The 26,858-nt window shown below is 59.6% G+C and carries 27 protein-coding genes and 3 pseudogenes; 18 read left to right on the forward strand and 12 right to left on the reverse strand.

Going from position 1 to position 26,858, the window contains the following annotated elements:
• The 5 genes and pseudogenes from rimM to xerD all read left to right on the forward strand — a co-directional run.
• A partial coding sequence (rimM, locus tag M3436_08495; protein ID MDQ3564163.1) for a ribosome maturation factor RimM occupies positions 1 to 252 on the forward strand: 252 nt, incomplete at its 5' end.
• Between the two features lie 60 nt (positions 253 to 312).
• A complete protein-coding gene (gene trmD, locus M3436_08500; protein MDQ3564164.1) occupies positions 313 to 1,092 on the forward strand; it encodes a tRNA (guanosine(37)-N1)-methyltransferase TrmD in 780 nt (259 codons plus the stop codon).
• A 57-nt stretch (positions 1,093 to 1,149) separates the two neighbouring features.
• Positions 1,150 to 1,503: a 50S ribosomal protein L19 gene (gene rplS / locus M3436_08505; GenBank protein MDQ3564165.1), complete on the forward strand. Its 354-nt coding sequence runs from the start codon at positions 1,150 to 1,152 to the stop codon at positions 1,501 to 1,503.
• Positions 1,504 to 1,638, forward strand: a pseudogene (locus tag M3436_08510) (MGMT family protein). It begins immediately after the preceding gene.
• Positions 1,616 to 2,530 carry a site-specific tyrosine recombinase XerD gene (xerD, locus tag M3436_08515; GenBank protein ID MDQ3564166.1) on the forward strand — a complete coding sequence of 305 codons (915 nt, stop codon included), beginning with the start codon at positions 1,616 to 1,618 and terminating at the stop codon, positions 2,528 to 2,530. Before M3436_08510 ends, xerD begins: the two are co-directional and overlap by 23 nt.
• Positions 2,531 to 2,547: 17 nt before the next feature.
• Here the strand turns inward: xerD and M3436_08520 are convergent, their stop codons facing one another.
• On the reverse strand, positions 2,548 to 3,414 hold the full coding sequence (locus M3436_08520) for a serine/threonine protein kinase (GenBank protein MDQ3564167.1): 867 nt from the start codon (positions 3,412 to 3,414) through the stop codon (positions 2,548 to 2,550).
• Positions 3,415 to 3,591: 177 nt separating this feature from the next.
• On the opposite strand from M3436_08520, the gene M3436_08525 reads away from it, so the two are divergent.
• Complete coding sequence (locus tag M3436_08525; protein MDQ3564168.1) at positions 3,592 to 4,317, forward strand: DsbC family protein; 726 nt, start codon at positions 3,592 to 3,594, stop codon at positions 4,315 to 4,317.
• Positions 4,318 to 4,359: 42 nt separating this feature from the next.
• On the opposite strand, the gene M3436_08530 is transcribed toward M3436_08525, so the two are convergent.
• A complete protein-coding gene (locus tag M3436_08530; GenBank protein MDQ3564169.1) occupies positions 4,360 to 5,109 on the reverse strand; it encodes a DUF3108 domain-containing protein in 750 nt (249 codons plus the stop codon).
• Positions 5,110 to 5,297: 188 nt separating this feature from the next.
• Here M3436_08530 and hldE point away from each other — a divergent pair, with 188 nt between their 5' ends.
• From hldE to waaA, 3 genes are read left to right on the forward strand one after another with little or no spacing between them, the layout of a single operon-like run.
• The gene (gene hldE, locus M3436_08535; protein MDQ3564170.1) at positions 5,298 to 6,737 is read left to right on the forward strand and encodes a bifunctional D-glycero-beta-D-manno-heptose-7-phosphate kinase/D-glycero-beta-D-manno-heptose 1-phosphate adenylyltransferase HldE; all 1,440 of its coding nucleotides are present in this window, start codon (positions 5,298 to 5,300) and stop codon (positions 6,735 to 6,737) included.
• On the forward strand, positions 6,734 to 7,711 hold the full coding sequence (gene rfaD / locus M3436_08540) for an ADP-glyceromanno-heptose 6-epimerase (GenBank protein ID MDQ3564171.1): 978 nt from the start codon (positions 6,734 to 6,736) through the stop codon (positions 7,709 to 7,711). Before hldE ends, rfaD begins: the two co-directional genes overlap by 4 nt.
• On the forward strand, positions 7,663 to 8,961 hold the full coding sequence (gene waaA, locus M3436_08545) for a lipid IV(A) 3-deoxy-D-manno-octulosonic acid transferase (protein ID MDQ3564172.1): 1,299 nt from the start codon (positions 7,663 to 7,665) through the stop codon (positions 8,959 to 8,961). Before rfaD ends, waaA begins: the two co-directional genes overlap by 49 nt.
• Here the strand turns inward: waaA and M3436_08550 are convergent.
• Together M3436_08550 and M3436_08555 are read right to left on the reverse strand one after the other, a co-directional pair.
• Complete coding sequence (locus tag M3436_08550; GenBank protein MDQ3564173.1) at positions 8,958 to 9,722, reverse strand: FkbM family methyltransferase; 765 nt, start codon at positions 9,720 to 9,722, stop codon at positions 8,958 to 8,960. The genes waaA and M3436_08550 overlap by 4 nt on opposite strands.
• The gene (locus M3436_08555) at positions 9,709 to 10,194 is read right to left on the reverse strand and encodes a L,D-transpeptidase (GenBank protein ID MDQ3564174.1); all 486 of its coding nucleotides are present in this window, start codon (positions 10,192 to 10,194) and stop codon (positions 9,709 to 9,711) included. The genes M3436_08550 and M3436_08555 overlap by 14 nt, the downstream gene beginning before the upstream one ends.
• A gap of 223 nt (positions 10,195 to 10,417) precedes the next feature.
• Between M3436_08555 and nagZ the strand changes: the two are divergent.
• The 3 genes and pseudogenes from nagZ (at position 10,418) to M3436_08570 (ending at position 13,235) form a co-directional block, all read left to right on the forward strand.
• Positions 10,418 to 11,359 (forward strand): annotated as a pseudogene (nagZ, locus tag M3436_08560) (beta-N-acetylhexosaminidase).
• 97 nt (positions 11,360 to 11,456) lie between these two features.
• Positions 11,457 to 12,365, forward strand: a complete 909-nt coding sequence (locus M3436_08565; protein MDQ3564175.1) for a TraB/GumN family protein — start codon at positions 11,457 to 11,459, stop codon at positions 12,363 to 12,365.
• Positions 12,366 to 12,659: 294 nt separating this feature from the next.
• A complete protein-coding gene (locus M3436_08570) occupies positions 12,660 to 13,235 on the forward strand; it encodes a hypothetical protein (protein ID MDQ3564176.1) in 576 nt (191 codons plus the stop codon).
• Positions 13,236 to 13,284: 49 nt separating this feature from the next.
• On the opposite strand, the gene M3436_08575 is transcribed toward M3436_08570, so the two are convergent.
• Positions 13,285 to 13,923 carry an RnfABCDGE type electron transport complex subunit B gene (locus M3436_08575; GenBank protein MDQ3564177.1) on the reverse strand — a complete coding sequence of 213 codons (639 nt, stop codon included), beginning with the start codon at positions 13,921 to 13,923 and terminating at the stop codon, positions 13,285 to 13,287.
• Positions 13,924 to 14,009: 86 nt separating this feature from the next.
• Positions 14,010 to 15,185 (reverse strand): class I SAM-dependent rRNA methyltransferase, encoded by a 1,176-nt coding sequence (locus M3436_08580; protein ID MDQ3564178.1) that lies wholly within the window; start codon positions 15,183 to 15,185, stop codon positions 14,010 to 14,012.
• Between the two features lie 49 nt (positions 15,186 to 15,234).
• Between M3436_08580 and nth the strand changes: the two genes are divergently transcribed.
• On the forward strand, positions 15,235 to 15,879 hold the full coding sequence (gene nth, locus M3436_08585; GenBank protein MDQ3564179.1) for an endonuclease III: 645 nt from the start codon (positions 15,235 to 15,237) through the stop codon (positions 15,877 to 15,879).
• A gap of 2 nt (positions 15,880 to 15,881) precedes the next feature.
• Positions 15,882 to 16,303, forward strand: a pseudogene (locus M3436_08590) (DUF1841 family protein).
• 51 nt (positions 16,304 to 16,354) lie between these two features.
• Here M3436_08590 and M3436_08595 read toward each other — a convergent pair.
• The 6 genes from M3436_08595 to mutS form a co-directional block, all read right to left on the reverse strand.
• Positions 16,355 to 17,071 (reverse strand): FHA domain-containing protein, encoded by a 717-nt coding sequence (locus M3436_08595; protein ID MDQ3564180.1) that lies wholly within the window; start codon positions 17,069 to 17,071, stop codon positions 16,355 to 16,357.
• 17 nt (positions 17,072 to 17,088) lie between these two features.
• The gene (locus M3436_08600; protein ID MDQ3564181.1) at positions 17,089 to 17,907 is read right to left on the reverse strand and encodes a Stp1/IreP family PP2C-type Ser/Thr phosphatase; all 819 of its coding nucleotides are present in this window, start codon (positions 17,905 to 17,907) and stop codon (positions 17,089 to 17,091) included.
• Between the two features lie 10 nt (positions 17,908 to 17,917).
• Positions 17,918 to 18,778, reverse strand: coding sequence for a serine/threonine protein kinase (locus M3436_08605; GenBank protein ID MDQ3564182.1), 861 nt, complete (start codon positions 18,776 to 18,778; stop codon positions 17,918 to 17,920).
• Between the two features lie 56 nt (positions 18,779 to 18,834).
• Positions 18,835 to 19,320, reverse strand: coding sequence for a DUF4124 domain-containing protein (locus M3436_08610; GenBank protein MDQ3564183.1), 486 nt, complete (start codon positions 19,318 to 19,320; stop codon positions 18,835 to 18,837).
• A gap of 195 nt (positions 19,321 to 19,515) precedes the next feature.
• On the reverse strand, positions 19,516 to 19,839 hold the full coding sequence (locus M3436_08615) for a ferredoxin family protein (GenBank protein MDQ3564184.1): 324 nt from the start codon (positions 19,837 to 19,839) through the stop codon (positions 19,516 to 19,518).
• 80 nt (positions 19,840 to 19,919) lie between these two features.
• The gene (mutS, locus tag M3436_08620; protein ID MDQ3564185.1) at positions 19,920 to 22,445 is read right to left on the reverse strand and encodes a DNA mismatch repair protein MutS; all 2,526 of its coding nucleotides are present in this window, start codon (positions 22,443 to 22,445) and stop codon (positions 19,920 to 19,922) included.
• A gap of 160 nt (positions 22,446 to 22,605) precedes the next feature.
• On the opposite strand from mutS, the gene htpG reads away from it, so the two are divergent.
• The 4 genes from htpG to M3436_08640 all read left to right on the forward strand — a co-directional run.
• Positions 22,606 to 24,486, forward strand: coding sequence for a molecular chaperone HtpG (gene htpG, locus M3436_08625; GenBank protein MDQ3564186.1), 1,881 nt, complete (start codon positions 22,606 to 22,608; stop codon positions 24,484 to 24,486).
• Positions 24,487 to 24,548: 62 nt separating this feature from the next.
• Positions 24,549 to 25,439 (forward strand): 50S ribosomal protein L3 N(5)-glutamine methyltransferase, encoded by an 891-nt coding sequence (gene prmB, locus M3436_08630; GenBank protein MDQ3564187.1) that lies wholly within the window; start codon positions 24,549 to 24,551, stop codon positions 25,437 to 25,439.
• Positions 25,440 to 26,356: 917 nt separating this feature from the next.
• Complete coding sequence (locus M3436_08635) at positions 26,357 to 26,560, forward strand: DUF2281 domain-containing protein (GenBank protein ID MDQ3564188.1); 204 nt, start codon at positions 26,357 to 26,359, stop codon at positions 26,558 to 26,560.
• Positions 26,547 to 26,858 (forward strand): type II toxin-antitoxin system PemK/MazF family toxin (locus M3436_08640; GenBank protein ID MDQ3564189.1); only part of this gene is annotated, 312 nt, incomplete at its 3' end. The genes M3436_08635 and M3436_08640, both read left to right, overlap by 14 nt.

The following is a 26,858-nucleotide window of genomic DNA, read 5'->3' on the forward strand; positions in this document are numbered from 1 at the left end:
GCGGTGCGCCGCAGCCAGTTTCCGGTACTGCCTCTTGGGGAGCATTATTGGCACGATCTCATCGGCCTCGACGCGGTCGCGGAGGATGGGGCGCCCCTCGGTCGGGTCGTGGATGTCATCGCGACCGGCGCCAACGATGTACTTGTGGTTAAAGGACGCCGCGAGCACCTGATACCCTATGTACTCGGTATCTACGTGCAGCGCGTCGATTTGGAACATTCCCGGATCGAGATCGATTGGGACCCCGAGTAATCAAAATACAAAACCCATCGCTAAGCCCCCGGGGGCAAGACTGCGGGGAAATATATTTGAATGCTACACCTTGGGGTCGTGACGCTATTTCCCGAGATGCTCCATGCGCTTACGGGATATGGGATCAGCGGTCGAGCGGTCGAGCGGGGTCTGGTCCAACTGCGTCTCTGGGATCCTAGGGAGTTCACCCGCGACAAGCACCGCAGCGTCGATGATCGCCCCTATGGCGGCGGGCCGGGCATGGTGATGATGTATGAGCCGCTGCGGGACGCGATTCACGCCGCCGCGGCGTGGCTTGGGGACGAGGCTTGGGTGGTCGCCATGACCCCGCAAGGGCGGCGCTTGGAACAGACCTACCTGGCAGAATTGGTCGCGCGCGGCAAGTTGGTGCTCGTGGCGGGCCGCTACGAGGGTATGGACGAACGCTTGATCGAGGCGGAAGTCGACGAGGAATGCTCGATTGGAGATTATGTCATCAGCGGGGGCGAGCTGGCGGCCATGGTGTTAATCGACGCGCTGGTGCGGCTGTTACCGGGAGCCCTGGGTCACCAAGACTCGGCCCGCGAGGACTCGTTTTACACCGGTCTCTTGGATTATCCCCACTACACCAGGCCTGAAAACATCGATAACAGGGCGGTGCCGCCGGTATTGCTCAGCGGCAACCACGAGGCGATCCGCCGCTGGCGCTTAAAACAGGCCTTGGGACGAACCTGGTTACGGCGTCCGGATTTGCTCAAAAATAGGACGTTGCGGTTCGAAGAGCAAGAATTGCTGGATGAATTTGTCACCGAACGGGTCGCCGAAACGGGTGGTAGCGGCGCCAATTTCAAAGGGTCGTAAACGCAAGGTGCCAGCATGCTAAGATAGCAACAAGGTGAATCGGTAGGGAGTTCGCTCATGAATCAGATAGTCAGCCAGTTAGAATCCGCGGCCATGGACCGCAAGGTGCCCGATTTTCGTCCGGGGGACACGGTCGTTGTCCAAGTGAAGATCAAAGAGGGCGACAGGCAGCGCCTGCAAGCGTTCGAAGGGGTCGTGATCGCGAGGCGCAATCGCGGTTTTAACTCGTCACTTACGGTACGCAAGATATCGCACGGCGAAGGGGTGGAACGCGTGTTCCCCCTGTATAGCCCTCTGCTCCAAGAGATCGTCGTTAAACGCCGCGGCGACGTGCGCCGGGCCAAGCTATATTACACGCGTAAACTGAGCGGTAAGGCCGCCAGAATCAAGGAAAAGATAAAGCGCCAATAGAGCGAGCCTAGGCCAATTGTGATCCCTTGCCACCGCGTGGTGTCCTCCGTGGGTCTCGGCGGCTATACCGGCGCCGATCGATCGCTTGAAAGCAAGCGCTGGCTCCTCACCCATGAAACCGACGCCAGGTATTGAAACCGCCCGCGAAGCGGCCGATGTGGCGGTCATCGAGCGTTTTCTCGATTGCCTCTGGATGGAACGCGGGCTGGCCAATCATACGCTTAGTGCCTATCGTTCGGATCTCACCGCCTTTAGCCGCTGGTTAAGAAGGGAAGCGGGCGACCTTCACTGTGTGGATCGCGGCGATCTGTTGCGATATCTCGGCAGTGGCGTATCGGCAAGGACCACGGCGCGCCGGTTATCGAGTTTGCGGGCCTTCTATCAGCACCTATCACGATTAGGCTCGGTGAAGGAGGATCCCACGGATCGAGTGCAAGGACCGCGATTAGCGCGGTCGCTGCCCGGAACCTTGTCGGAAGCGGAGGTGGATGCCCTGCTGCGGGCGCCCGATGGCGACAAGCCCATCGGCATGCGCGACCAAGCGATGCTTGAGCTTATCTACGCAACGGGTTTGCGGGTGTCGGAGCTGGTCACGCTCACCTGCAGCCAGATCAATCTACGGCAAGGTGTGTTGCGCGTGACGGGCAAGGGGAACAAAGAACGGCTGGTGCCGATGGGTGATACCGCATCGAGGATCCTCACGCAGTATCTCGATTTCGCTCGCCCGGAATTGTTAACAGGCCGGGGGGCGGAACGCCTGTTCATAAAAAAGCGCGGCCAAGGCATCACGCGGCAGGCTTTCTGGAAAATGGTTAAGCGGTATGCATGGCAGGCTGGAATTCACAGGCCTATTTCTCCGCACACCTTGCGGCATGCGTTCGCGACTCACCTCTTGAATCACGGTGCGGATCTTCGCGTCGTGCAACTTCTCCTCGGCCATAGCGACATCGCGACGACACAAATCTATACCCACGTGGCGCGAAGCCGGCTCAAGGAACTGCACGCGGCGCACCATCCGCGCGGTTAGCAGAAGTAAATAGCGCGTCAGGATGCGAACTGGACTTGGTCTAACACCAAAGTAAGATCACCCGCGATGTCGATGCCGGTCTTATAGCGCCGCGCGGGGTCCTTGGCCATGGCGCGTCTAACGATGCGTTCCATAATCTCTGGGAGGTCTGATCGGACTTGCCGCAGCGGGGTCGGCTCCGCGTTCAAGGTCATGAGATTGATCGCGGCGATCTTATCGGCCATGAACGGGTGTTTACCGGTCAAAGCGCGGTACATCACCACGCCAAGCGAAAACAGATCGCTCTGCCCGGTGAGCGGCTCGTGTTTGACCTGCTCGGGAGACATGTAGAGCGGGGAGCCGGCGAGATCGAGTGTGGCGGGATCGACGCCTTCGGCGGGCACCGCAATGCCGAAGTCCGAGATTTTTACGTCGTGTTCGGGGGTCAGAAGGATGTTCTTGGGCTTAATATCCCGGTGTACCACCCCCTTCTTGTGGGCATAATCGAGCGCCAGGGCGCAGCGGTAGAAAATGCGGACCAGCTCATCGAGCGAAAGGAGTTTGTGAACGTTGCAGAAATCGGCCAGGGTGTGGCCGCCGGGAACGTATTCCATCACGATGTAATGAGTATAGCCTTCTATGCCGGCATCGAAGATTGCGGTAATATTCGGGTGCATCAGCATCCCGGCGGTTCTGGCCTCGTTAAAAAAAAGTTGCTGAAAAACCTGGCTGGTTTCCGGACAAGTTAAGCGCTCTTGATGGGCAACTTTCACGGCGATAAAACGGTCGATGAATAGATCCCGGCCAAGATAGACGCTGCCCATGTTGCCACGGCCAATCTCTCGTAGGAGCCGGTATTTACTCAGCGTTATCTCGCAACTTTGGGTTTGGGCTTCCGGTGTCATCGTCCGTAGGGCGTCCTGGCTCTTTGCGGGTGTATATCGGCTGTTTCACGGGTCCTTTTAGAAGCGTTCACGCCTTCCGTACCGGCTGAATGTGTCGGGCGTGATAGGAACATACTTAAATAACATCGGGTCAGAAGGGAGTACCCCGTCTGGGGGAACATAAACGAGGAATATGAGATGCATATACTAATTGCCATCGTAGCGGTAGCCGTGTCCGTCGCCGCACATGCCGCCGTCTTAGCGGATACCTCGGTGGAACAAAGGCTTAGGTCTGTTCTTGGCGAAGCCTTACCAGGGATCGAGATAGCGTCGATACGCCCGGCTCCGCTCAAGGGGATGCACGAAGTCGTGCTCGGAGGAGAGGTACTCTATGTTTCCGATAACGGACGCTTCCTATTAAAAGGCGATCTGATTGATCTCAAGGACAAAAGGAATATCAGCGACGAGCGGCGGGCCCAGGCGCGGATTACAGGCTTAAAGGCAGTCCCACCCAATACCATGATTGAGTTCGCGCCGCCGGACACCCAGCACGTGTTGTACGTTTATACCGATGTCGATTGTGGTTACTGCCGTAAATTCCACCAGGAAGTGGGGACTTTGAACGCGGCGGGTATCGCGATCCGGTATCTCGCATTTCCTCGCGCGGGCGTAGGTTCGGATTCCTTCAAGAAATCGGAATCGGTCTGGTGTGCTGCGGACAGAAACGCGGCCCTGACCGAGGCCAAAGCCGGCAAGCCGGTGCCAGCGGCGACTTGCGATAATCCTGTTGGGACTCATTACGAGCTCGGAACGCGCATGGGGGTGAGGGGTACGCCCGCCCTCATCAGCGAAGACGGGCAGGAGTTGGGGGGCTACATTCCGGCGGAGCAACTGATTCAATACGTACGGAAGGGCCGGTCGTAACCACGGAGCAGCGGGCCGCCACCGCTTCACGAGCGTGCACGCTCAGCGCGTTATTGATTCGTCGCGCCGGGGGTTTTCGGGAATACCGCTACCCCGTTCGATAAGCGCCGTGATGCGCCTACCGTTTTTTGAGATGGTTTCCACGCGCACGGGCAAATACCGCCACCGAATCGCGCACCAGAACGTTGTCGAACGTTTACTGTTATTTTTTTCTTTCCGGCGTTCGAGTCTGACGGCGCGTATCTTTCCAAGCGGCGTGTCCACCACTTCCTCGCCGAGATACGCAAAACGGTAATCTTTGATCTCGCCGCCATCGACAATTTGATAGGCGAAGGACCGCTTTCCGGCGGCGAGATCGCGCATGATGGCGATCTGGTATACCAATTTGTCGAATAGGTTCGGCGTCAAGCGTAAGCGCCAAGTCTTGTTATCCTCGCGGTTATCAATCGTCTTGGCGCGCCAGTCGAAACGTACGGTTTGGACGCTGTTTTTGCTGCCGCTTTGACGATAGATGTAGCGTAACGGATGGATGTCTTCTCCGGAGAGTGACCAGGTACTCTTTTCGATGACATGATCGTTAAGAAAGAGCGTAAGGATCCCGCTGGAGCGGCTTTCGGAACGAAAAACATACCGCCCATTCTTGTCTTTCTCGAGCGCACGCACGGACTCGCCCACTTTTAAACCGTTCGTGTGCAACGAATAGGAGACGGAGAAGGGTTGCGGGATTTCAGCGAGCGCCGTGAGCGAAAGGATAAGGTTGATGGACGTCGCGCGGAGGTAGGTGCGAAGCATGGCTTTAAGTTAAGGGCCGGCGATTCGGCTAGGTCAGTACCACTCTAAGAGCATCTCGTGGCCGCTGCAAGTCGGCTACGATCAGACTTCGGTATGCTCAATGAGCCGACCGCCGTCAAACTGTATGGTACTATTCCCGCAGTCCATTCGCGCCGTTAGATCTCCTTAGCGACGACAAGCCGATAGCGATGGTATCCCTCTCCTTCCATACCGCCTCGGTATTGGTGGTTGGCGATGTCATTCTCGATCGTTACTGGTCGGGGGCAACCACGCGTGTGTCGCCCGAGGCGCCGGTGCCGGTCGTGCGCATAACTGAGCGCGAGGATCGTCCCGGCGGGGCCGCTAACGTCGCCGTGAATGTGGCGAGTCTTGGAGCCCGGGTCACGCTCATCGGGATCACCGGCGTCGACGAAGCCGCGCAGCGGGTCTTGGAACAGCTCCAAAAGCACCGCGTCATTTGTGCCCTGACCCGTGTGGAAGGATTCACCACGGTCACCAAACTCCGCGTACTGAGCCAGCATCAGCAATTGCTACGGCTCGATTTTGAGGATCCGTCAGCCATACCGAAGCACGATGGACCTACACATGATTTTTGTCATCACCTTCCCGCCGCGGATATCGTGGTATTGTCAGATTACGCCAAAGGGGCGTTAACGGATGCGCATATTCTAATAAAGCTCGCCCGTGACGCCGGAAAGCCGGTCGTGGTCGACCCGAAGGGCCGTGATTTTACCCGCTACACTGGCGCCACCATCGTGACCCCGAACCTGAAGGAATTCTGCGCCGTCGTCGGTACCTGCGCGAGCGAAGATGAGATCATCGCCAAGGCGCACAACCTCTGCTCCGCCATGGATCTCGAAGCCTTGTTGATTACGCGCGGGGAGCACGGTATGACGCTCGTTCCGCGCCACGGCGAAGCGTGCTGCCATTTGGAGGCCAAAGCGCGTGACGTGTACGATGTCACCGGCGCCGGGGACACCGTAGTTGCCGTCTTGGCAACAAGCCTTGCCGCGCGGTTCGACCTGCAACGCGCGACTGCGCTGGCGAACGTGGCCGCCGGCTTGGTAGTGGCGAAGCTCGGCGCGGCCGCGGTCACGGCAGCGGAGATCGAGGCGTCTTGGAACGGGGCCGGCGCTACGGACGCCGCCGTTGTGACCGAAGAGGCCTTAATCCAGCGCATCGCGCTCGCCCGCGCGCGTGGCGAGCGCATCGTCATGACCAACGGTTGCTTCGATGTCTTGCACGCGGGTCACGTGCGCTATCTCGATGAGGCACGAAAATTGGGATCCCGCTTGGTCGTCGCGGTAAACGATGATGCCTCGGTGGCCCGCCTCAAAGGCGCCGATCGGCCGGTTAATCCGCTCGCGCAGCGCATCGCGGTCCTCGCGGCGCTGAAGCCGGTGGATTGGGTGGTGCCGTTCTCGGAAGACACCCCGAGGCGATTAATCTGCCGCGTTTTGCCCGACGTGTTGGTCAAGGGCGGTGACTATGCCGTCACCGAGATCGCCGGGCATGACTGCGTCATCGCCACGGGCGGGCAGGTGGTGACCCTGCGCTACCAAGAAGGGTGTTCGACCTCGAGGATCCTCTCGGAGTTGGCCCGCGTGCGCGCGGCCGAGCCGCTTTGATCCTGGTCACCGGCGGCGCCGGTTTTATCGGTAGTCAACTCATTAAAGGGCTGAATGCCAAAGGCCACGACGACATCGTGGTGGTCGATAACCTCGAACGCGGAGAGAAGTTCAATAACCTAGCCCGCTGTCGGATTTGGGATTATTGGGACAAGGATGATTTCATCGCCGAGTTGCGACGCAATCGCAAGCCTAGTGTTTCTCCCGAAATCGTATTCCATTGCGGCGCCTGCACCGTAACCACCACCTGGGACGGGCGCTACATGATGCGCAACAACTATCATTATTCCAAGGAGTTGCTCGAGTACTGCCTGGAACATGGAGTGCGGATGATTTACGCTTCGAGCGCGGCCGTGTATGGGCACAGTCAGGCGTTTTCCGAATCGCAAGCCGCGCTGACCCCGCTCAACGTTTACGGGTATTCCAAGCTGCTCTTCGATGACTATGTCCGGCGCCGGCTCCCGACGATTCCAACACAGGTGGTGGGGCTGCGCTTTTTTAACGTCTATGGCCCGGGCGAGGGCCATAAAGGGCCGATGGCGAGCCTCGTTTATCATCTCGATCGCCAGTTGCGGGAGCACGGTGCGGTGCGGATTTTTTCCGCCAGCCATGGCTTCGGCGACGGCGAACAGCGGCGCGATTTCGTCTATATCGACGATGTCGTTGCCGTGTGCCTATGGTTCCTGGAGCACGGTCAGCATTCGGGCATTTTCAACCTCGGCAGCGGCCGCGGCCGGTCGTTTAACGAATTGGCCCGGGCGGTCATCGCCTGGCATGGAAAAGGAACGCTAGAGTACATTCCCTTCCCCAAGGAGCTGATCGACCATTATCAGGCGTTTACCGAGGCCGATCTCGGCGCGCTCCGGGCGCTCGGTTACGACCGGCCCTTTCTCGCCCTGGAAGAAGGCGTGCGCAAATACCTCGATTGGCTGAACGCTTGCGGCGGATCTATACCCTCGTTCTCTATCTCCTGACGCCGCTGTTATTGGTCCGGCTTGCGCTCTTGGGCGTGCGCAACCGCGGCTATTGGGAGCGCTGGCGGGAACGTCTGGGCTTTGTGCCGGCGCTCCCCGCGGCTGGACCCAACCTCTGGGTACACGCGGTCTCGGTTGGCGAGGCGCAAGCGGCTTCCGCGCTGGTGCATGCACTGCGGGTGCGCATCCCGCCGATCACGATAATGGTGACCACCACGACCCCCACCGGAGCGGCCATGGTGCGCCGCCTGTTTCGGGATGAGGTACGGCATTGCTACCTGCCCTTCGATCTCCCCACCGCGTTAGCGCGTTTTATCGAACGAGTTCGCCCCGCCGCCTTGGTGATCATGGAAACCGAGCTGTGGCCCAATCTATTGCACTGCTGCCGCCGCGCGCGAATCCCCGTGCTCATCGCCAACGCGCGGTTGTCAGAGCGGTCGGTCTCCCGCTACCGGCGCTGGCCGGCCAGCGTGCGCGGGATGTTGGCGGCGGTTACCGCAGTCGCCGCGCAGTCGCGGGCCGATGCCGAGCGGTTCATGGCGCTCGGCGCGGCCGAGTCGCGGGTGCATGTTACCGGAAACGTCAAGTTCGACGTTACTGCCCCGGACGATCTCCAAGACCGCGCCTTGCGGTTGAAGCAAGAACTCGCTCCCGGCCGGCGGGTTTGGATGGCCGCCAGCACCCACGAAGGTGAAGAAGCGGCGGTGTTGTCGGCGTTCGCGGTCCTGCGCCAGCGCGATCCGAGACTGCTGCTGGTGCTGACGCCGCGTCACCCCGAGCGTTTTGGAAAGGTCTTTGATCTCTGCCGGCAGCGGGGTTTCGCGACTGCAAGGCGCACCGCCCCTTTGAGCGAGCGGCCAGACGTGTTTCTCGCGGACACGATGGGAGAGTTGCCGTTATTCTACGCGCTTTCGGAGGTGGCCTTCGTGGGCGGAAGCCTCGTGGCCGTGGGCGGTCACAATCCCCTCGAACCCGCCGCCCTTGGGATCCCCGTACTGACCGGTCCGCATATCTTCAATTTCGCCGAGGTGTATGGTTTCCTAACCGCCGCCCATGCCGCTTGGGTCGTCAATGATGCGGACGAGCTTCTGTCCCGGCTCCTGATCTTGCTCGCCGATTCCGACTTGTGCGCAACCGCCGGGCGCCGCGCTCAAGCGGTGGTGGCCGAGAACCGCGGCGCCGTGGACCGCGTCATGGAGATCTTGATGCCCCTGCTGGAGCCGCCGGCAAACCAATCAGTCGCGGATTAAGGCAGATAGGCCAAAGTATTACTCAGGTGCTTCGTAAGCTGATAGCCTTGGGCCGTCAGCAGGCTCCCGCAGTGCCGCCGCGCCTCGCGCCACAGGTGCTTATGCTCGTAGATGATCATCCGCGGTCTAAAGCGCGCGAAGTCGATCTGCTTGATTATCTCTGAGTCATGGCCTTCCGTATCGACGGACAAAAGATCGATTTTCTCGACCTGATGCTTGCGGATCAAGGTTGCAAGCGTGATACACCGCACCGGCTCGGCGACGATCGCGTCTTCCAGATCCGGAATCACCCAGCGGTGTTTCTTGATGACGTCCAGGTGCAGCGAGGCGAGGCCCTTCGACCAGGCCGGAAGCTCCGCGGCGGGATCATCGACGCGGTAAAGAGTTCGGGTGCCCTCGGAGATCGAGATCGCCGACTGCTCGATGACGACCGTGGGAACACCTTGGTAACGGGCGCGCAAGAGATCGCAGTATGCCGGGACAGGCTCGACGAGGATCCCGCGCCATCGATACGTCTGAATGTAACGGTGCAAGAAGTCGTGGGTCACGCCGTCATTGGCGCCGATCTGCACGAGGAAGAAGCTGCTGCTGTCAGCGGAATGCTTTGTGACCAGTTCGTCAAATGCGCGCCACTCCGGGCGGTACACCCGATAGAACAGATCGTTCGCAAGCCTGCTGAGCGTACGGGCAACGCGGCGCTTAAGCGCGTTGACCCGTGCCGGCCGCGCGCGCCGCTCCGTGCCGGCGTTAGAGTGCATCATCCCGGATCCGGACGCGGGTACCGACCTCGACTCGGTCGAAGAGATCGATAACGTCGGCGTTACGCATACGGATGCAACCGCCCGACCCCCGGGTGCCCATCGCGACGTCATCGGGCGCGCCGTGGATGTATATGAAGCGATTCTTGGTATCGACCGAGCCGCCCTGGTTAAAGGCCGGCTGTAAGCCGGTCAACCACAGGATACGCGTGAGGATCCAATCCTTTCCTGGATAGCGGGTGCGAAACTCGGGAACATACACCTTGCCATCCGGTTGGCGCGCAACGAACACCGTACCGCTCGCGCAACCCGCGCCGATCTTTTCACAGATCGCATGCCAACCGCGCGGTGTGCATTCACTGTTTTCCATTTCCCCGGGGCCGTTCTTGGCGGTCGAGACGGAATAGCCGCGAACAATGTCGCGCCCCGCCAGTAACCAGAGCTCTTGTTGCCGCAGTCTGATCTCGATATGCATGGTGCAGGCGCTAACAGACGGCTGCGTGCGAAAATAGGATATCCTATGTTGTGTCCGGTGTCCCGAATCTTTCGCGCGCGGAGGTTTCTTCCCCGCGGAGCGAGGAAGAAATTGATCGCTAGGTTAGCTAAATAACCGCCCGTGACAGAAGGCGTTTGGAAGAAACACGGTGGGCGGCTTTGCGGTTTGCGTTGTGTTTCTTGAGAGCGCAAGCAAAATCCACGTGCCATTAGGTCCTCTCATGTTCGATCTCCAGGGACCCGAGCTTTTGCCCGGCGAACGGGATCTGCTAGCCCATCCGGCCGCGGGGGGCGTGATCCTTTTCACGCGCAATTACGCCGGCCGCGAGCAGCTCGCGCGCCTGGTCGCGGAGATCCATGCCGTGCGCGATCCACCCTTGCTCGTGGCCGTGGACCACGAAGGGGGGCGGGTGCAACGTTTCCGTCCTGGTTTTACCGCGCTGCCCCCCTGCGCTGCATTGGGCCGGCTCGACGACAAGGACCCGCAACGCGCCCGGGCTATGGCTCGGGAATATGGTTGGCTCATGGCGATCGAGCTGCGTGCCCTGGGTGTCGATTTCAGCTTTGCGCCCGTGCTCGATCTTGGGAGCGGGGTGAGTCAAGTGATCGGAGACCGGGCGTTCCACCCTAACCCGCGGACAGTCACCCGGCTCGCCGAGGCCTATCTCGATGGGATGCACGAGGCGGGTATGGCGGGTGTCGGCAAACACTTTCCCGGTCACGGATCGGTCGCGGCGGATTCCCATTGCGAGATCCCCGTGGATGGCCGGAGCTCTGAGGCGATAACTAGCGCGGATCTAGCGCCGTTTGCGGGTTTGGTTCGCGCGGGGCTAGACGCCGTCATGGCGGGGCATGTCATTTACCCCGAAGTGGACACGGCGCCCGCCGGTTTCTCGGAGGTATGGCTGCGGCAGGTGTTGCGGAAGGATCTCGGATTTCAGGGCGTCATCTTCAGCGATGACATCGATATGGCAGGCGCCCGTGGGGCTGGTGCTCACAGCGAACGGGCGCAGCGCGCACTCGCGGCCGGGTGCGATATGGTGCTCATGTGCAATCGGCCGGCGGCGCTCCCCGCGGCGCTGGACGCATTGAGCGCCTTGCGTGAACCTTTAGGCGCGGCGAGGCTTGCGCGCATGCGCGGCCGGGCGGTGGGGAGCGAGCGTGCGCTGGAAGAGCGCCGGCGCGCCGCCTCGGCGAGCGTCGCCGCCTTGGCGAACCAAGAGACAGCGGCGTGATGTATCGATGAAACAGTTGCTGGCCGTTGCGCTGCTCTGGAGTCTCGCGGGGCCGTGCCGGGCGCTCGAATGCAACCCGCTCGTGCCCGCCGCGACGCCTGCCGCATTTGAGGCCGGCAAGTATGCGCAGGGGCTTTTATTTCGGATCTCGAAAGCGGGTGTTCCGCCGAGTCATATCTTCGGCACCATCCATCTCGGCGATCCGCGCGTGCTCGATTTACCCCGAGTGGTCTCGTCCAGCTTCGAGCAAAGCCGCCGCTTTGTCATGGAGGCCGTGCTCGATGAGGCCGGCATCGCCGAATTCTCGAAACTGATGTTTTATGGCGATGCTACCTCATTCAAGGAGCAGGTGGGCGCGGAGCTCGCAGGCGCGGCTGAACCGCTTCTTGCCCGCTACGGTATTACGGCGGAAATCGCGCATCGCATCAAGCCTTGGGCCGCGTATATGACGCTCAGCGTACCTCCGCCTTCCCGCCTGCTACCGCTCGATCTCGCGTTAATGCAACGAGCCAAGGCGCATGGGATGGCGATCTCGGGACTGGAGTCGCTTGCAGAACAGGCAGGGGCATTGGGTGATCTGCGCCTCGAAGACCAAATCGCCTTGCTTAAGGATGCCGTTTGCCACTACGAGCTGCTGCAGCAAGACATCGAGCCGCTGACCGCGTTGTATCTAAAGCGTGACCTCGGGGGATTGATGGCGCTTGCCGGCAAGTATGAAACCAGATCGGCGCGCTACTACGAACGCTTTCTGGACAGCCTGCTTTGGAAACGCAATCGCCGCATGGCCGCACGCGTGCGGCCGTGGTTGAAGGAGGGGCATACCTTTGTTGCGCTCGGCGCATTACACCTCGTCGGGGACAAGGGAGTGCCGGCGTTGCTGGAGCGGGCCGGATATCGCGTGACGCGCTTGTATTAGGTAAGCTCTGCAAAAGTTACTGCGCAGCCCATCTGCTTTGTCGCGTGCTCGCTTGTCGCTCGCCTATCTATCTGATATGTCTCGCGACTCGCTCCGCGGCTTCGCGCATCTGGGCTTGCTCGCGACACTTTTGCAGAGTTTCCTTAGGTCAGCATTTCTAATCCAAGATTTTTGACATAGACTACACGCAGCAACGCGCGCTTTCTGCGGCGCACGCCACAAAGTGTGGAGGACGCGATTACAACCTGATTGGCCGCGGCGTTTTCAGCGCCCGGCTTGATGTGAGGACTTGATATGTTGTACGCAGTAAAAACTTTCGTCGATACGCTGGCTGGGATCACTCGGCTTGAGAAAGGTCCTCAGCACCTTCCAACCTCGTATGCCTTGCTGATCACGAGCGTCGTTGTCTACACGCTTATTCGCTTCGGCGTCTATGTCTCTAAAGTGCCGATCGGATCCGCAGCGATCATGGGATTAACCGATACCGCGGTTACGGTGGGGATCATCGTATTGTTGCTCGCGGTGCGCGGAGTGACGTTCCGAGCCCCCCAAATGCTCACAGCCTTTACCAGCATCGCGTCGGCATTCGGGTTGGCCGTCATCTTCTCGCTGGGGTTGATCAGCTTGATACCGGACGTCCCGTTGATGCAGGGTTTTAGAACCGTAGTAATTTTCCCGCTTGTTCTGGTTAACGTCGTGATCAACGGCCACTTGTTCCGGGCGTCGATGGGGACGAATCTCGCCACCGGGGTAGGCATCGCATTGGTATTATTATTCATCGTCATCAACGTGACCGACCGCTTCGATCCGACGCTAGAACGTACGGGAGCGGGCGCAGTATTTTCTAATCCAGAAACTGAAATGAGGTGATAGATACCGCCTGAGAGGCCGTTGACGCTGGCGGGACGCATCACGCAAATTACAGGTTTCGGTGCTTGCGTGTCCTGGCGATCACCGCGGCGATCTCGGCCTTGCGGCGAATCGGATCACGCTCGATCTCGGCCAACCGCGCCGTGGGATCGGCTTCGGCCGCGGGCACATTCCCGGTAGGATTTGCGAGCCGCCCATTGCGCGCCTCGAAGCGTGCGCGGGCGGCGTCCGCGTGCGTTTGATCCCAATTGAGGCCGGCAGGGATCATTTCGATGCAATCCATGGGGCAGGGCGGTAGGCATAATTCACAGCCCGTACAAAGATCCTGAAGCACGGTGTGCATGTGCTTTGCCGCTCCGAGGATGGCATCCACCGGGCAAGCTTGTATACACTTCGTACAGCCGATACAAAGCTCCTCGATGACACGGGCAGTACGGGACGGTTGCTCGGCGCCGTAGCGAGGATCGAGGGGCATGGGTCGGCGCCCTAGCAGGCCGGCGAGCCGTTCGATCGTGCGGCTGCCGCCCGGTGGACATTGATTGATGCCGGTCTCGCCGCGGGCGATAGCCTCGGCATAAGGCAGACATCCCGCATACCCGCATCGACGGCACTGCGTCTGCGGTAGCAGGGCATTGATCTTTCCGGCGAGATCATGGGCGCCGTGGCGCGGCGTTGTCAAGTCAGTCACTGCTAAGATGACGCCACCACCAATCGCGCGTTAATGCGAGGTTACCCAAGTCGTGTGCTCTTGCTTCGGCTCGAACCCAGGCGATGTCAGAGCACCCTGCAAATCGCCGCCTTGAGATAATTGGTCTCGGGGATCGCGGGGTGAATAGGATGGTCCGGCGATTGGTGCCCTTGCTCCAACAGTTGTATCTCCCGCCCGGCACGTAACGACGCCCGGCGCAACACATCCACGAAGCCCTCGTGCGTGAGGTGATAGGAGCAGGAGGCGGTCATCAAGATCCCGCCGTACCGAACGAGGCCGAGCGCCGACTGGTTGAGGCGCCGGTAAGCCAAAAGCCCGGCGGTTAAATCTTTTTTCTTTTTAATAAAGGCCGGCGGATCCAAAATCACCACACCGTAGCTTTCCCCTGCGGACTGCAAGGCCTTGAGCGTCGCGAAGGCTTCGCCATGCACAGCCGCAACCCGCACGTCATTTTCCCGCGCATTGCGTTCGATATAGCGCAGTGCCTCGGCTGAAGACTCGATGGATTGCACGGAAAGGGCGCCGGCGGATGCCGCCTGGACGCCCCATGCCCCTAAGTAGCTAAACACATCGAGGACGCGCACGCCTTTGACATAGCGCAGCATCCGCGCGCGGTTAGCGCGCTGATCGTAATACCAACCGGTTTTCTGGGCGCTAAGCACGGGGACATAGAACCGGACGCCATGCTCCGTGAGGCAAATCTCCTCGGGCACCTTGCCAAACGCCGCTTCAACGTACAAGTCGAGACCTTCGAGGAGGCGGCTCGGGGAATCATTGCGTAACAGGATCGCCTTCGGATCGAGGACCTCCCGCAACGCGTCGATGACATCACTGAGGCGCCTTTCCATTCCGGCCGTGTTGAATTGCGCCACCAAGAGATCACCGTAGCGATCGACCACGAGCCCAGGGAGACCGTCCGTGTCCGCGTACACGAGGCGATAATAGGGTTCATTGAACAGGCGCTCGCGCAAGGCCAGCGCGCGTTTCAGGCGCTCTCTGCACAGCGCTGCCGACCAAGGGCGGTCGCGATCCAACAGGCGCGCGCAGATCAGCGAATGCGGATTCACGTACCCCGTCCCCATGGCTTTACCGCTGCTGGTGAGCACCGTGACGCTGTCGCCCGGGGTAAGCGCGTGCAAAGGCGTCGTATGCGTATCCACCTCATTGCTGTAGACCCAGAGATGACCGGCGCGCAGGCGCCGATCTTCGCCCTTCTTTAACACCAAGGGTTTTGCGGGCATGATGTGCTCTACGACTGTCATATTCGTAGCATTAGGGACTGGTCTCTCATTGAACGGCTACCAACGTGCCCAGGTTTTCGATCGCCTCCAAGCACATAGACCTCATCCGGCCACCGAGCTTGAGTATCGAACGCCATTCGAGTTGCTGGTGGCGGTGATCCTTTCGGCTCAGGCGACCGATGTTAGCGTCAACAAAGTTACGCGGCGACTGTTCCAGGTCGCGAATAAGCCCGCGACCATCCTAGGTCTCGGGGAGGAGGGCCTGAAATCGTACATCAAAACCATTGGGCTTTATAATGCTAAGGCTAAAAATATCATCAATACCTGCGGGATCCTTTGCGATAAGCACGGCGGACAGGTACCCCATGACCGGGGGGCATTAGAACAATTGCCCGGCGTCGGGCGCAAGACGGCCAATGTAATTTTGAATACTGCCTTCGGAGAACCCACGATCGCGGTGGATACGCATATTTTTAGAGTCGCGAACCGCACCGGACTCGCCCCGGGTAAAACTCCCGCCGCAGTGGAACGGGCGCTCATGGCCGCGGTACCGAAGCGATTCAGGCAAGACGCGCATCACTGGTTAATCTTGCATGGGCGCTACGTCTGTCAGGCGCGAAAACCGCACTGCGGCGAATGTATCATTCGTGATCTCTGCGAGTGGAAAGAGAAGGCGGAACTAGGTTGCGTTTAGCTGTGCTGGAGCAAGATCAACCGTCGGCAAGAAAGTATTTCATAGATGTATGGAGTAAACACCCGGCGGGCGATGCCCTACAGCCGATCGAGAACCTGATTTTAAAGGTGATCCTCGCTCACCCTGAATACCACGCATTACTACGGGATCGAGAGCAGGCTCTATCGAGGCGCTATACCCCCGAGGGCGGCGAGACCAATCCCTTCCTGCATATGGCTATGCACGTGGCGATTGAGGAGCAGTTGTTGGCGGATCGGCCTGCCGGTATTGCACGTATCTATACGGATCTGCGAAGGCGTTGCCCCAACTATCACGATGCCCAACACGAAATGATGAATTGCCTGGCGAGACCTTATGGCAAGCGCAACGCAATCACGCCCTTCCCGATGAGCGGCGCTATCTGGAGTGCTTAAGAAACCGGTAGCGGTAATTCGCCCGCTTGCCATAGCGAGCATCCGATGGTCGATGAGGTGGCTTAAGCCGTGAGAAACTCCATTTTTATGGCCGCCAATTCAATGACATCACGATCTTTGAGCTGATGACTCCGCGCCCCAATCGGTTGCCCGTTGATAACCGGATAGATCGGTTGTTCGGCGGTTCCGCCCTCGATATGCGTAATGAAATAGCCTTGTGGCCGCCGTGATATCACGGCAACCTGCACGCCGGGCTTACCCAAGGTAATCGAGGCCTTGATCAGCTCGAGCTGCTTGCCGGCAACGGGCCCGTTTACTATGTTCAGCCGACCCAGTGGCGAACTCGTGGGCTGCAAGCTCGGCGAGGCCGCCGCACCAAAGCTTGGCGCAATTGACGTACGGCCGATGGCCTTCGCGAGCGCCGCGGCGGCTGTGGCCGTTCCGGGGCGCATAATTATGGTTTTTTCGAACTCGTCGTCATCGGCGGTGGCGTGCTCGTTGACATACCGGATCTCGTGTTTCCCGATGCTGATGACATCGCCGTTCCGTAGGGCGTGTTTCTTTATGACCTTGCCGTTAACGAATGTCCCGTTCGTGCTCCCGAGATCTTCAAGAAACGAGTCGTCCAAGATTGTGATGACCAGGGCATGTTTACCGCTAACCGCAAGATTGTCGACCGCAATATCGTTGTCCGCTTTGCGGCCAATCGTCATGCGTTCTTTGGTAAGCGGATAGTCTCCTTGTATTACGCCGTTTAGACTAAGGACGAGTTTTGACATAAGGACGCTCGATACGATTAACTAACCCATCGTTGTAATTTACAGGGCCAAACAAGAATCGCTCTCCGATACGCACGCAGCCTAGCGATGACGAGAGAAATATTATCATGGCCCCCGCGCTCATTGGCTAGAGCGATTAATCGGTCCCCCGCTCCTACAAGATTAGCATTATATTCGCGCAGGGTTAAGTGAATTTCTTCATTACTGACCATATCATGCAGGCCGTCAGTACACAAAACGTAGATGTCCCCGGGATTTAAACTTTCCTCGTAGATATCGACCTGGACAGCCTCGTCGATCCCGAGCGCGCGGGTGACCAGGTTTTTCGGAGCCGCCGCCGCGGCCTGCTCCGGCGTCATGCCCGCCTGATCGATCAGTTCCTGGACGACCGAATGGTCGGTGGTAATCTGCTCGAACGAACCGCCCCGAAGGCGATAAAGCCTGGAATCACCGACATGCCCGACGGTAACGTTGTTTCCCTGAAATAAACAGGCGACCACCGTGGTTCCCATGCCTTGGCATTGTGCTTCGGTTTGTCCGGTTCGGTAGATCATCGAATTGGCGTGCGTGATCGCTTGGTTAACGATGGAAGATTGTTTCGACGCGGCGTGGTGTCGCCCCGAAAGCCGCGCCGAAGTTAATGCGTTACGCAGATCGCTCATCACCGAAAAGACCGCGATGGCGCTCGCCACCTCCCCGGATCGATATCCCCCCATGCCGTCCGCCACCACCGCTAAACCCAGATGCGCGTCGCTCGCGGTACTATCCTCGTTATTCGGGCGCCTGCGGCCCCTGTCCGAAAGATTTATGATTTCAAGAGCCCCGGCTTGAAACATGACGCCTCGCTTATAAACGGATCTGGTCTAACCCTGAAAGCAGGTCACGTGCCATCTCTGCACCGCGCTGGTATCTTTCGGAGGGCATTTTTTTTAACGCCTTGTCGATGATTCGCCCTAGATACGGTGCGGTGCGGGCCAAGTCCGGACAAACGTCGAAGAGACTGATCGGCGCATCGCGCACGATCTTGTGCATCAGGGCATCCATCGTTCCCGCAGTAAACGGCAGGGAACCGGTGGTAAGTTGGTAGAGCATCACCCCTAGGGAGAAGAGGTCGGAGCGGCCATCGACCGGATCCTGGAGGACCTGTTCGGGGGACATGTAAAAAGGTGTTCCGCCAGCCAGTCCCGCCGTTCCGCCATGGGCGCCGATGACGCTCGCGATGCCGAAATCGGTGATCTTGACCGTATTCTTCGACGCCGCATACATCACGTTGCCGGGCTTAATATCCCGGTGAGCGACTTGCTGGCGATGCGCATAATCGAGGGCGCGCGCCAGGGTGGCGACTAAAAATAGCGTTTTCCTTACCGGCAGCAAATCATTTTTTTTGATGTAGGGTGCAAGCGTGGTTCCCTCGAGATACTCCATCCCGATATACGCCAAATCGTGCTCATCCCCCGCTTCATATACCGCCACAATGTTCGGATGATGTAGACGCCCGATGGTCTCGGCCTCCTGGAATAGGCGCGATTTTATCTCATCGAGTTGCGCTTCTTCCAAGATTTCCGCTAAACAAATGGTCTTAACCGCGACGTAGCGATTGGCTGTCCGATCGAGACCCAGGTAAACCACGCCCATCGTTCCGCGGCCAAGCTCTCGCTGTAACTGGTAACGGCCAAGCAACGGTTTATGCAAGAGTGATTGCGCCATTGTGTGCACAGTTGGATAAGAAGTGTCGCGACATGATCCGTGGGTCCGTGCGGAAATCAATCACACCAGTGTTCCACTGCTTCGCGCGCGCCTCGTTCGGCCTCGAGGCGCTCGTTGTGCTCGAACACCACGCGATTTCCTAGTTTATCCTTCTTATAAAGCATCGATGCGCGTTCGTAGTTGAATAGCTGTCTACGGGCGAGCACGCAATTTTGATTGCGTTTCTCTTTCTCCAGGCGTTTCTCTTGCGCCGCGGCGGCCTTCTCCTGACGTTCTTCCTCGAAGACCTTTAACAGCCGTTCTTGGCGCTTGAACCTTTCTTGATCACGTATGCCGACGGACGGCTTCGCGGTTACGGTAAGCTTCACGGCGCCTTTATTTTGCGGCTGCTCCCCGTAATGTGCCGTTCCATGGTCATCGACCCATTTATAGATCGCTGCTGCGTACAAACCTTGCGCTTGAAGACAAAATGCACCACAGACGACGGCAACCAGCCATCTGCGATTCGCGTCGAGCCAGCGAATTTCTTGCATCGGAATCATGGGTTTCAATGGATAAAATGCGTGTCCCCGGCCTCGCCGGGGCGGGAAGCTACCAACCGCCCGTGTTATCGGCGCAGACAAAAAATTAATGAAGGAAAACCGGCGGAACGCGTGCTAGACGCGGCCCGAACCGGGCACGCGTTGCTGCGTGACAAACGGGTAGCGCGACGGCGGATCGACGGCCGCTCGCTGGCGCTAGCGCTGCAGCATGTCTAACTTTCCCTTGACCTCGCGCCACTCATCGGCGTCGGGAGGCGCCGGCTTGCGCTGGTTGATGACCGGCCACGCCTTCGCTAACTCCGTGTTGAGGTCGAGGTAATGCCTTTGTTGTTCAGGCAAATCATCTTCGGAGAGGATTGCATCCACCGGGCACTCCGGTTCACATAGCGTGCAATCGATACACTCGTCGGGGTCGATGACCAGCATGTTGGGGCCTTCATGGAAGCAATCGACAGGGCACACCTCCACGCAGTCCGTGTACTTGCACTTTATACATGGTTCGGTAACGACGAACGTCATTGCTTGCTGTACTCCATAAGGTCTCTCGTTATTATAACCGGGAATCGGGCAGGTGCATTAAGCATTGGCCATCCGCGAGGCTATTCCACCAGCGCGCGCAAGCGGTAAATCTCTTCCAAGGCTCGCCGCGGGCTTAAGCCATCGGGATCCAAGGCGCGCAGCACCGTGAGGGCTGGCGGTTCCGCGACCTCATCGAATAACTCCATCTGTGGCGCGGACGGTTGAGGCGTCTCCAACCGCCGCCGCCGTTCCAGCCGCTGCAGCTTGTCCCGGGCACGGCTTACCACGGCGCCGGGGACTCCGGCCATCTGCGCCACCTGCAGTCCGTAGCTTTGGTTTGCCGGGCCTTCTTGCACCGAGTGCAGAAAGACGAGCCGATCACCGTGTTCCACGGCATCAAAATGCACATTCGCCACCCCTTCCATTTCGACAGCCAACTCCGTTAACTCGAAATAATGCGTCGCGAACAGCGTATAGGCACGTATTTCCCGCGCTAAGTGTTCGGCGGTCGCCCACGCGAGCGACAGACCGTCGAAGGTGCTGGTGCCCCGTCCGATCTCATCGATCAAGACCAAGCTCTGCGAGGTCGCGTTGTTGAGAATGTTAGCGGTTTCGGTCATTTCGACCATGAACGTGGAACGTCCACTCGCCAAATCATCCGCCGCGCCGATGCGCGTGAAGACGCGATCCAACGGACCAATTTTCGCCTTCGCAGCCGGTACGTAACTCCCGCTGTAGGCGAGGATCACGATCAACGCCGTCTGCCGCATATAGGTCGATTTCCCGCCCATGTTCGGGCCGGTGATCATCAACATGCGCCGCTCATCGGCGAGGTGAAGATCATTGGGCACAAAAGGCGTCTCGTGGACCCGTTCGATTACCAGGTGCCGGCCGCCGTTAATTGACACCCCGCTGTCGCTACAGAGCTCCGGGGCGTTCAGAGCGAGCGTCTCGGCGCGTTCGGCAAACGAAGCGAATACATCGGCTTCGGCCACGGCGGCGCTCGCCGTCTGCAACAGCGGCAGTGGTTGAATCAAGCGCGTAAGGATCTCCTGGTAAATCTCTTTTTCCTTGTCGAGCGCCCGCTGTCCCGCCCGGAGCGCCTCGGATTCGAGCGTGGCCAGTTCCGGCGTGATATACCTTTCCGCCGCCTTGAGCGTCTGTCTGCGCACGTAATCCGCGGGGATTTTCTGCTGATGCGCCCGGCCTATCTCGAGGTAATAGCCGTGCACGCGGTTGTAGCCGACCCGGAGGTTCCCGATGCCCGTGCGTTCGCGCTCGCGGGCTTCGATCGCAACCAGCACCTGGCCGACGTCATCGCGCAAACGCCGCAATTCGTCGAGCTCGCGATCGTAACCCGTCGCGATGACACCGCCATCGTTTACATGGGCGGCGGGATCCTCCGCGATGGCCGCCTGGAGCAAGGTGCGCAGCTCGGGGAATCCCGCGATCGCTTGGGCGAGCGATTGCAGCCTGGGACTGTCGATCGCGTCGAGCCGGCGGCTCAATTCGGGCAAAGCTTCGAGCGCGTTCCGGAGCTGAACCAGGTCCCGAGGACGCGCCGACCGAAGCGCGATGCGGGCCAGTATGCGTTCGATATCCCCAATCGCCCGCAGCGGCTGCTGCAATCCGCGCCAAAGGGAATTCATCAGCAGGACGCCGATCGCGTGATGACGGTGGCAGAGCGTGGCTTGGTCGCGGATCGGGCGATTCAACCAACGCCGCAACATGCGGCTGCCCATGGGCGTCACCGAGCTATCCATGATGCCGATGAGGCTCTGCTCCTTGGCTCCGAAAAGGCTGGCGTTCATTTCCAGATTACGGCGCGTCGCGGCATCGAGGATCAGGCTCTCTTCCCGCCGTTCCACGTAGAGCTTACATAAATGCGGCAAGGCGGCGCGTTGGGTATCCAACGCATATTGCAACAGGCCGCCGGCCGCCGCCAAGGCGGCGACCAGGTCTTCGCACCCGAACCCCGCCAGGTCTTGGACCTCAAACTGCTGGGCCAATGCGCGTTTGGCATGCTCTGTGTCGAAATGCCAAGGCGGCCGCCGGCGCAGGCGTGGGTCCGCGGTAAACCACGGCACCAGATCGGACGCTTCGCTTAAGAGCAGCTCGGTGGGCTGCAGCCGCTCGATCTCGCCGCCAAGCGCCTCGCGCCCCGTAATTTCGAGGACGCTGAACCTGCCGCTGGCAAGGTCCAACGTGGCAAGGCCGATGCACTCCCCTTGCGCGTGCACCGCCGCCAGCAGGTTGTCGCGGCGTTCTTCGAGCAAGGCCTCCTCGGTCAAGGTTCCGGGGGTTACGATACGCGTGACGCGCCGTTCCATCGGCGCTTTGCCCGACTGCTCGCCCACTTGTTCGCAAATCGCGACTGAGTGTCCCATACGCACCAGCTTGGCCAAGTACGAATCCACCGCATGCACGGGCACGCCCGCCATCGGGATAGGCGCTCCGGCCGAGTTCCCGCGCGTGGTCAGGACAATGTCCAGTAGGCCCGCGGCTTTCTCGGCATCGTCATAAAAGAGCTCGTAGAAATCGCCCACGCGGTAGAACAAAAGCATCTCCGGGAAGTCCCCCTTGATGCCGAGGAATTGCCTCATCATGGGTGTATGTTCGCCGCCGCGATCCGCACTCCCCGCCATGCGGGTCAGTGTAGCGGATATGCCGTCCGTTGCAACGCAACGAGCGTAGTCGATACACTTAGAACCCGTGTACGCTTGCTAGCGATGACGGCGCATCGTTTTATCCGGAGATTTCAAACCCATGAGTCATGACACCCAAACGGAAACCCGAGGTTTCCAGGCCGAGGTCCGCCAGTTGCTGGACCTGATGATCCACTCGCTTTATAGCAACAAAGAGATATTTCTCCGCGAGCTCATTTCCAATGCGTCCGACGCGGCCGAGAGGCTGCGCTTCGAGGCGCTCGGCGACGCGGCGTTATTCGAAAGCGACAGCGAGATCAAAATCGAAGTGGAGTATAGCGAGAACCTCAAGACGATCACGGTGCGTGACAACGGCATCGGTATGTCACGCCAAGAGCTGGTCGAAAACCTCGGGACCATCGCCAAGTCGGGTACCCAGGAGTTTTTCAAGGCCCTGACCGGCGACCGGCAGAAGGATTCACAGCTCATCGGACAATTCGGGGTGGGGTTTTACTCCGCGTTCATCGTCGCCGAGGAGATCACCGTCACGACCCGGCGCGCGGGCTTGGGCGCCGAGGAAGGAGTGCGATGGCTATCCGACGGTAAAGGCGAGTACAGCGTCCGTACGGTGCCGCGAAAACAGCGCGGCACCGAGGTGGTTCTGAAGCTGCGCGCAGGCGAGGAGGAATTCCTGAACGGCTACCGCCTGCGCAGCATCATCGGCAAGTATTCGGATCACATCACCTTACCGATCCTCATGCCCAAGGAAGGCAAGGACGCGAGCGGCTACGAACGGGTAAACGCGGCGACCGCGCTCTGGTCGCGGCCGAAGGGCGAGATCACCGACGAAGAATACAACGAGTTTTATAAACACGTGGCGCATGACCACGAGGCCCCGCTCGCTCGCATCCACAGCAAGGTCGAGGGCAAGCTCGAATACACGCTGCTGCTCTTCCTCCCAAAACACGCGCCCTTCGATCTCTGGGACCCCGAACGCCGGCGCGGGGTAAAACTTTTCGTGCGGCGGGTGTTTATTATGGATGACGCCACGCAGTTGATGCCGCGCTACCTGCGCTTCGTGCGCGGTATCGTCGATTCCAACGATCTGCCGCTCAACATCTCGCGGGAGATCCTGCAGGACAATAAGATCATCGACGGGATGCGCGCGGGCGCCGTAAAAAAGGTCTTGGGCCTCCTTGAAGAGCTGGTGACCAAGGGCGAATACGGGGCCTTCTGGAAAACCTTCGGCCGGGTCCTCAAGGAAGGCTTGATCGAGGACGCCTCGAACCACGATCGGCTAACGAAGCTGGCACGCTTCTCGAGCACGCATACCGATAGCGAGGAGCAAGAGGTCTCGCTCGATGACTATCTGTCGCGCATGAAGGAGGGGCAATCCTCGATCTATTATGTCGTCGCCGACGGTTTTGCCACCGCCAAGAACAGCCCGCATCTGGAGGTATTTCGCAAGAAAGGCATCGAGGTCCTGCTGCTGTCCGATCCGGTGGATGACTGGGCCGTGACCCAGATGACCGAGTACAGTGGGAAACCTTTGAAATCGGTCAGCAAGGGCGCGCTCGATCTCGGCGCGCTGGAGGATAAAGAAGACAAGGCAGCGGCGGAAGCCGGCGAGTACAAGGATCTCGTCGAGCGGATCCGCAAGAGCCTGGCCGAGCGGGTCAAGGAGGTGCGGGTGACTCACCGCTTGACGACCTCACCCGCCTGCCTGGTCGCCGATGACCACGAGCTTGGCGCCAACCTGGAACGCCTGCTCAAGGCCGCGGGTCAGGACGTGCCGGCGACCCCGCCTATCCTGGAGATCAATCCCGAACACCCCATCGTGCGCCGCCTGCACCGTGAACAAGAGGGACCGCGATTCGAGGATTGGGCGCGCATCCTCTTCGACCAAGCCCTCCTGAGCGAGGGCGGACGGCTCGATGATCCGGCCGGTTTCGTCCACCGGCTCAACGAGATGTTCTTGGTCATCAGCGGGGAGGCCGCGTGAATCACGCGCATGCCGTGCGCGAACGCGCTCCCAATCTCGCCGAGGCGCAGAGCGCGCGTGAGTTGGTTTATTGGGCCGAGGGCCGCTTTCTCGGCGCCGGGTTGTGCTTCGCCCACGGGACCACGAATTCACGCGAGGAAGCGGTGCTGCTGGTCTTCCATGCGCTCGGCCTGCCCTTCGATACCCCCGAGGACAGGCTCGACCGCCGCCTGACCGAGGAAGAAAAGGCGCGAGTTGTCGGACTTCTGCGGCAACGCATACAGACGCGCAAACCCGCCGCATATCTGCTCGGTGAGGCCTGGTTCGCGGGCTTGCCATTTTATGTGAACGAACAGGTCTTGGTCCCGCGATCGCCTATTGCGGAGCTCATCGAATCCGGATTCTCGCCTTGGGTGGGCGAGGTCCATCGCATCCTCGATATCGGTACCGGGAGCGGCTGTATCGCCATCGCTTGTGCTCTGGCGTACCCAGAGGCGCGGGTCGATGCCGTCGATCTTTGCCCGCGGGCCTTGGAGGTAGCGCGCTGTAACGTCCTGCGTCATCAGGTTCGAGGCCGGGTGCGGGTGCTGCAATCGGATCTATTCGCCGCACTCGCCGCGGAGCGCTACGATCTCATCGTGAGCAACCCGCCTTACGTCCCGACACGGCATATGGCGACGCTCAGCGCCGAGCACCGCCACGAACCCGCCCTCGGCCTCGATGGCGGCCCCGACGGCCTCGCTATTGTGAACCGCATTCTCGAAGGTGGGGCGCGTTACCTTACAGAGAACGGGGTGCTGGTCGTGGAGGTCGGCGAGAGCGCCGGCGCCCTCGAGCAGCGTTATCCGCGCCTCCCCTTTGTTTTGCTCGAGCTGACCCGCGGCGAGGACGGGGTGTTCTTGATCGAAGCCGACACATTGCACGCGCATTTTGGTCACGGAGGCCGCACGGACGGGCATAGACAAAGAGTTTAAGGTTTTCCGGAAATCGTGTGGGTGAATTTTAATGCCCGAGACCTGGTGGGCGATGCTGGGATTGAACCAGCGACCTCTGCTGTGTGAAGGCACAAGTAAGACAATGTAGCATTCATTAACAATGTTACGCGCACTGGCCCCGCGCGAATATGACTGGAGATGACTGGAAGTGACAGGAGATGACTGGAGTTGGTCACGATTTGGTCACGGTCCCCTGTTCCAGGCTTCCTGGGTCTCCATCAAAGTAAGTCGGACCAATTATGGTTTCGGACCGCAAACCAGTTCTTTCCCCCGTAGCCGTACGATCGTTGGGCAGAGGCGCGAGGCCTCGAGACGGGAATCATCGAACGGCCATTCGCTGCGGATTTCCGGGGCGCGACGCGGGAGCTGCCCGTTGTTGATCGGCGTCTATAACGCTCTAGCGTGGCGGTATGTCGAGGATGTGGGTTTGAGCGCGTAATCGAGGCTGGCCTCGGCAAGGGACCGCAGGATTTTCTGGATCTAGATTCCTTGTATGAGTAGGTTTTTTACTTGTGGATCTAGTTTTGCCGAGAAAAGCCGAGCTTTGGCGAGATCTTGGGGGTTTTATTCCGCACACAAATTGTCGTATTGGTGCAATGCGGCCATCCGCCCCAATTCGGTCATGATACAATCGATTGAACAACCTCCTGGGAGTAGAAGTCAGCGACGCGGAGGACCCACCGCCGCGGTCCTGACGGCCGAACATCCTGATCTAGGCTTTGGATAAACGAGCCAAAGCGGCATGACTTCTCTAACGCTGACGCGGTATTATTCGTCCGTCCATGTCTTAAGGTATCGAACGGGCAAACGGCGAAAAGCCGACCGGTTGGCGCGCCGCGAAGGTGCGCACACGCATTGCCTTTATTTCCAAGAGCATCTAACCACGGATCGACAGCATGAATAAGCACGATGAGCAGGTCATCTTAGAGAAGCTACAAACGCTGCCACCACAGCGCCTCGCAGAAGTGGAGGACTTCGTCGACTTCCTGCGGGTACGCGAGGGCCACCGCCGCCTTACGCAGGCCGCCGCGAAGGCAGCCGAGGCAAGCTTCGCCAAGGTGTGGGACAACGCCGACGATGCTGAGTATGACCGGCTATAGCTTTGGCGATATCGTACTCGTTCCGTTTCCATTCACCGACCAATCTGCCGCGAAGCAGCGCCCCGCCGTGGTCGTCAGCAGCGGAGCCTACCAGCAGACCACGCCCGACGTCATTTTAATGGCTGTGACGAGCCAGGTACGCACCATCGCTGGCCTCGGGGAAGTGGTAGTTCAGGACTGGCAAGCGGCTGGCCTGCTCAAACCCTCCATTATCAAGCCTGTCATCACCACCATCCAACGCACGCTAGTGCGCAAAACACTGGGGGCGGCTACAGGAAAAAGATCAAACCGCGCTGAA

The sequence above is a fragment of the Pseudomonadota bacterium genome (assembly GCA_030859565.1).
Lineage (GTDB): Bacteria > Pseudomonadota > Gammaproteobacteria > JACCXJ01 > JACCXJ01 > USCg-Taylor.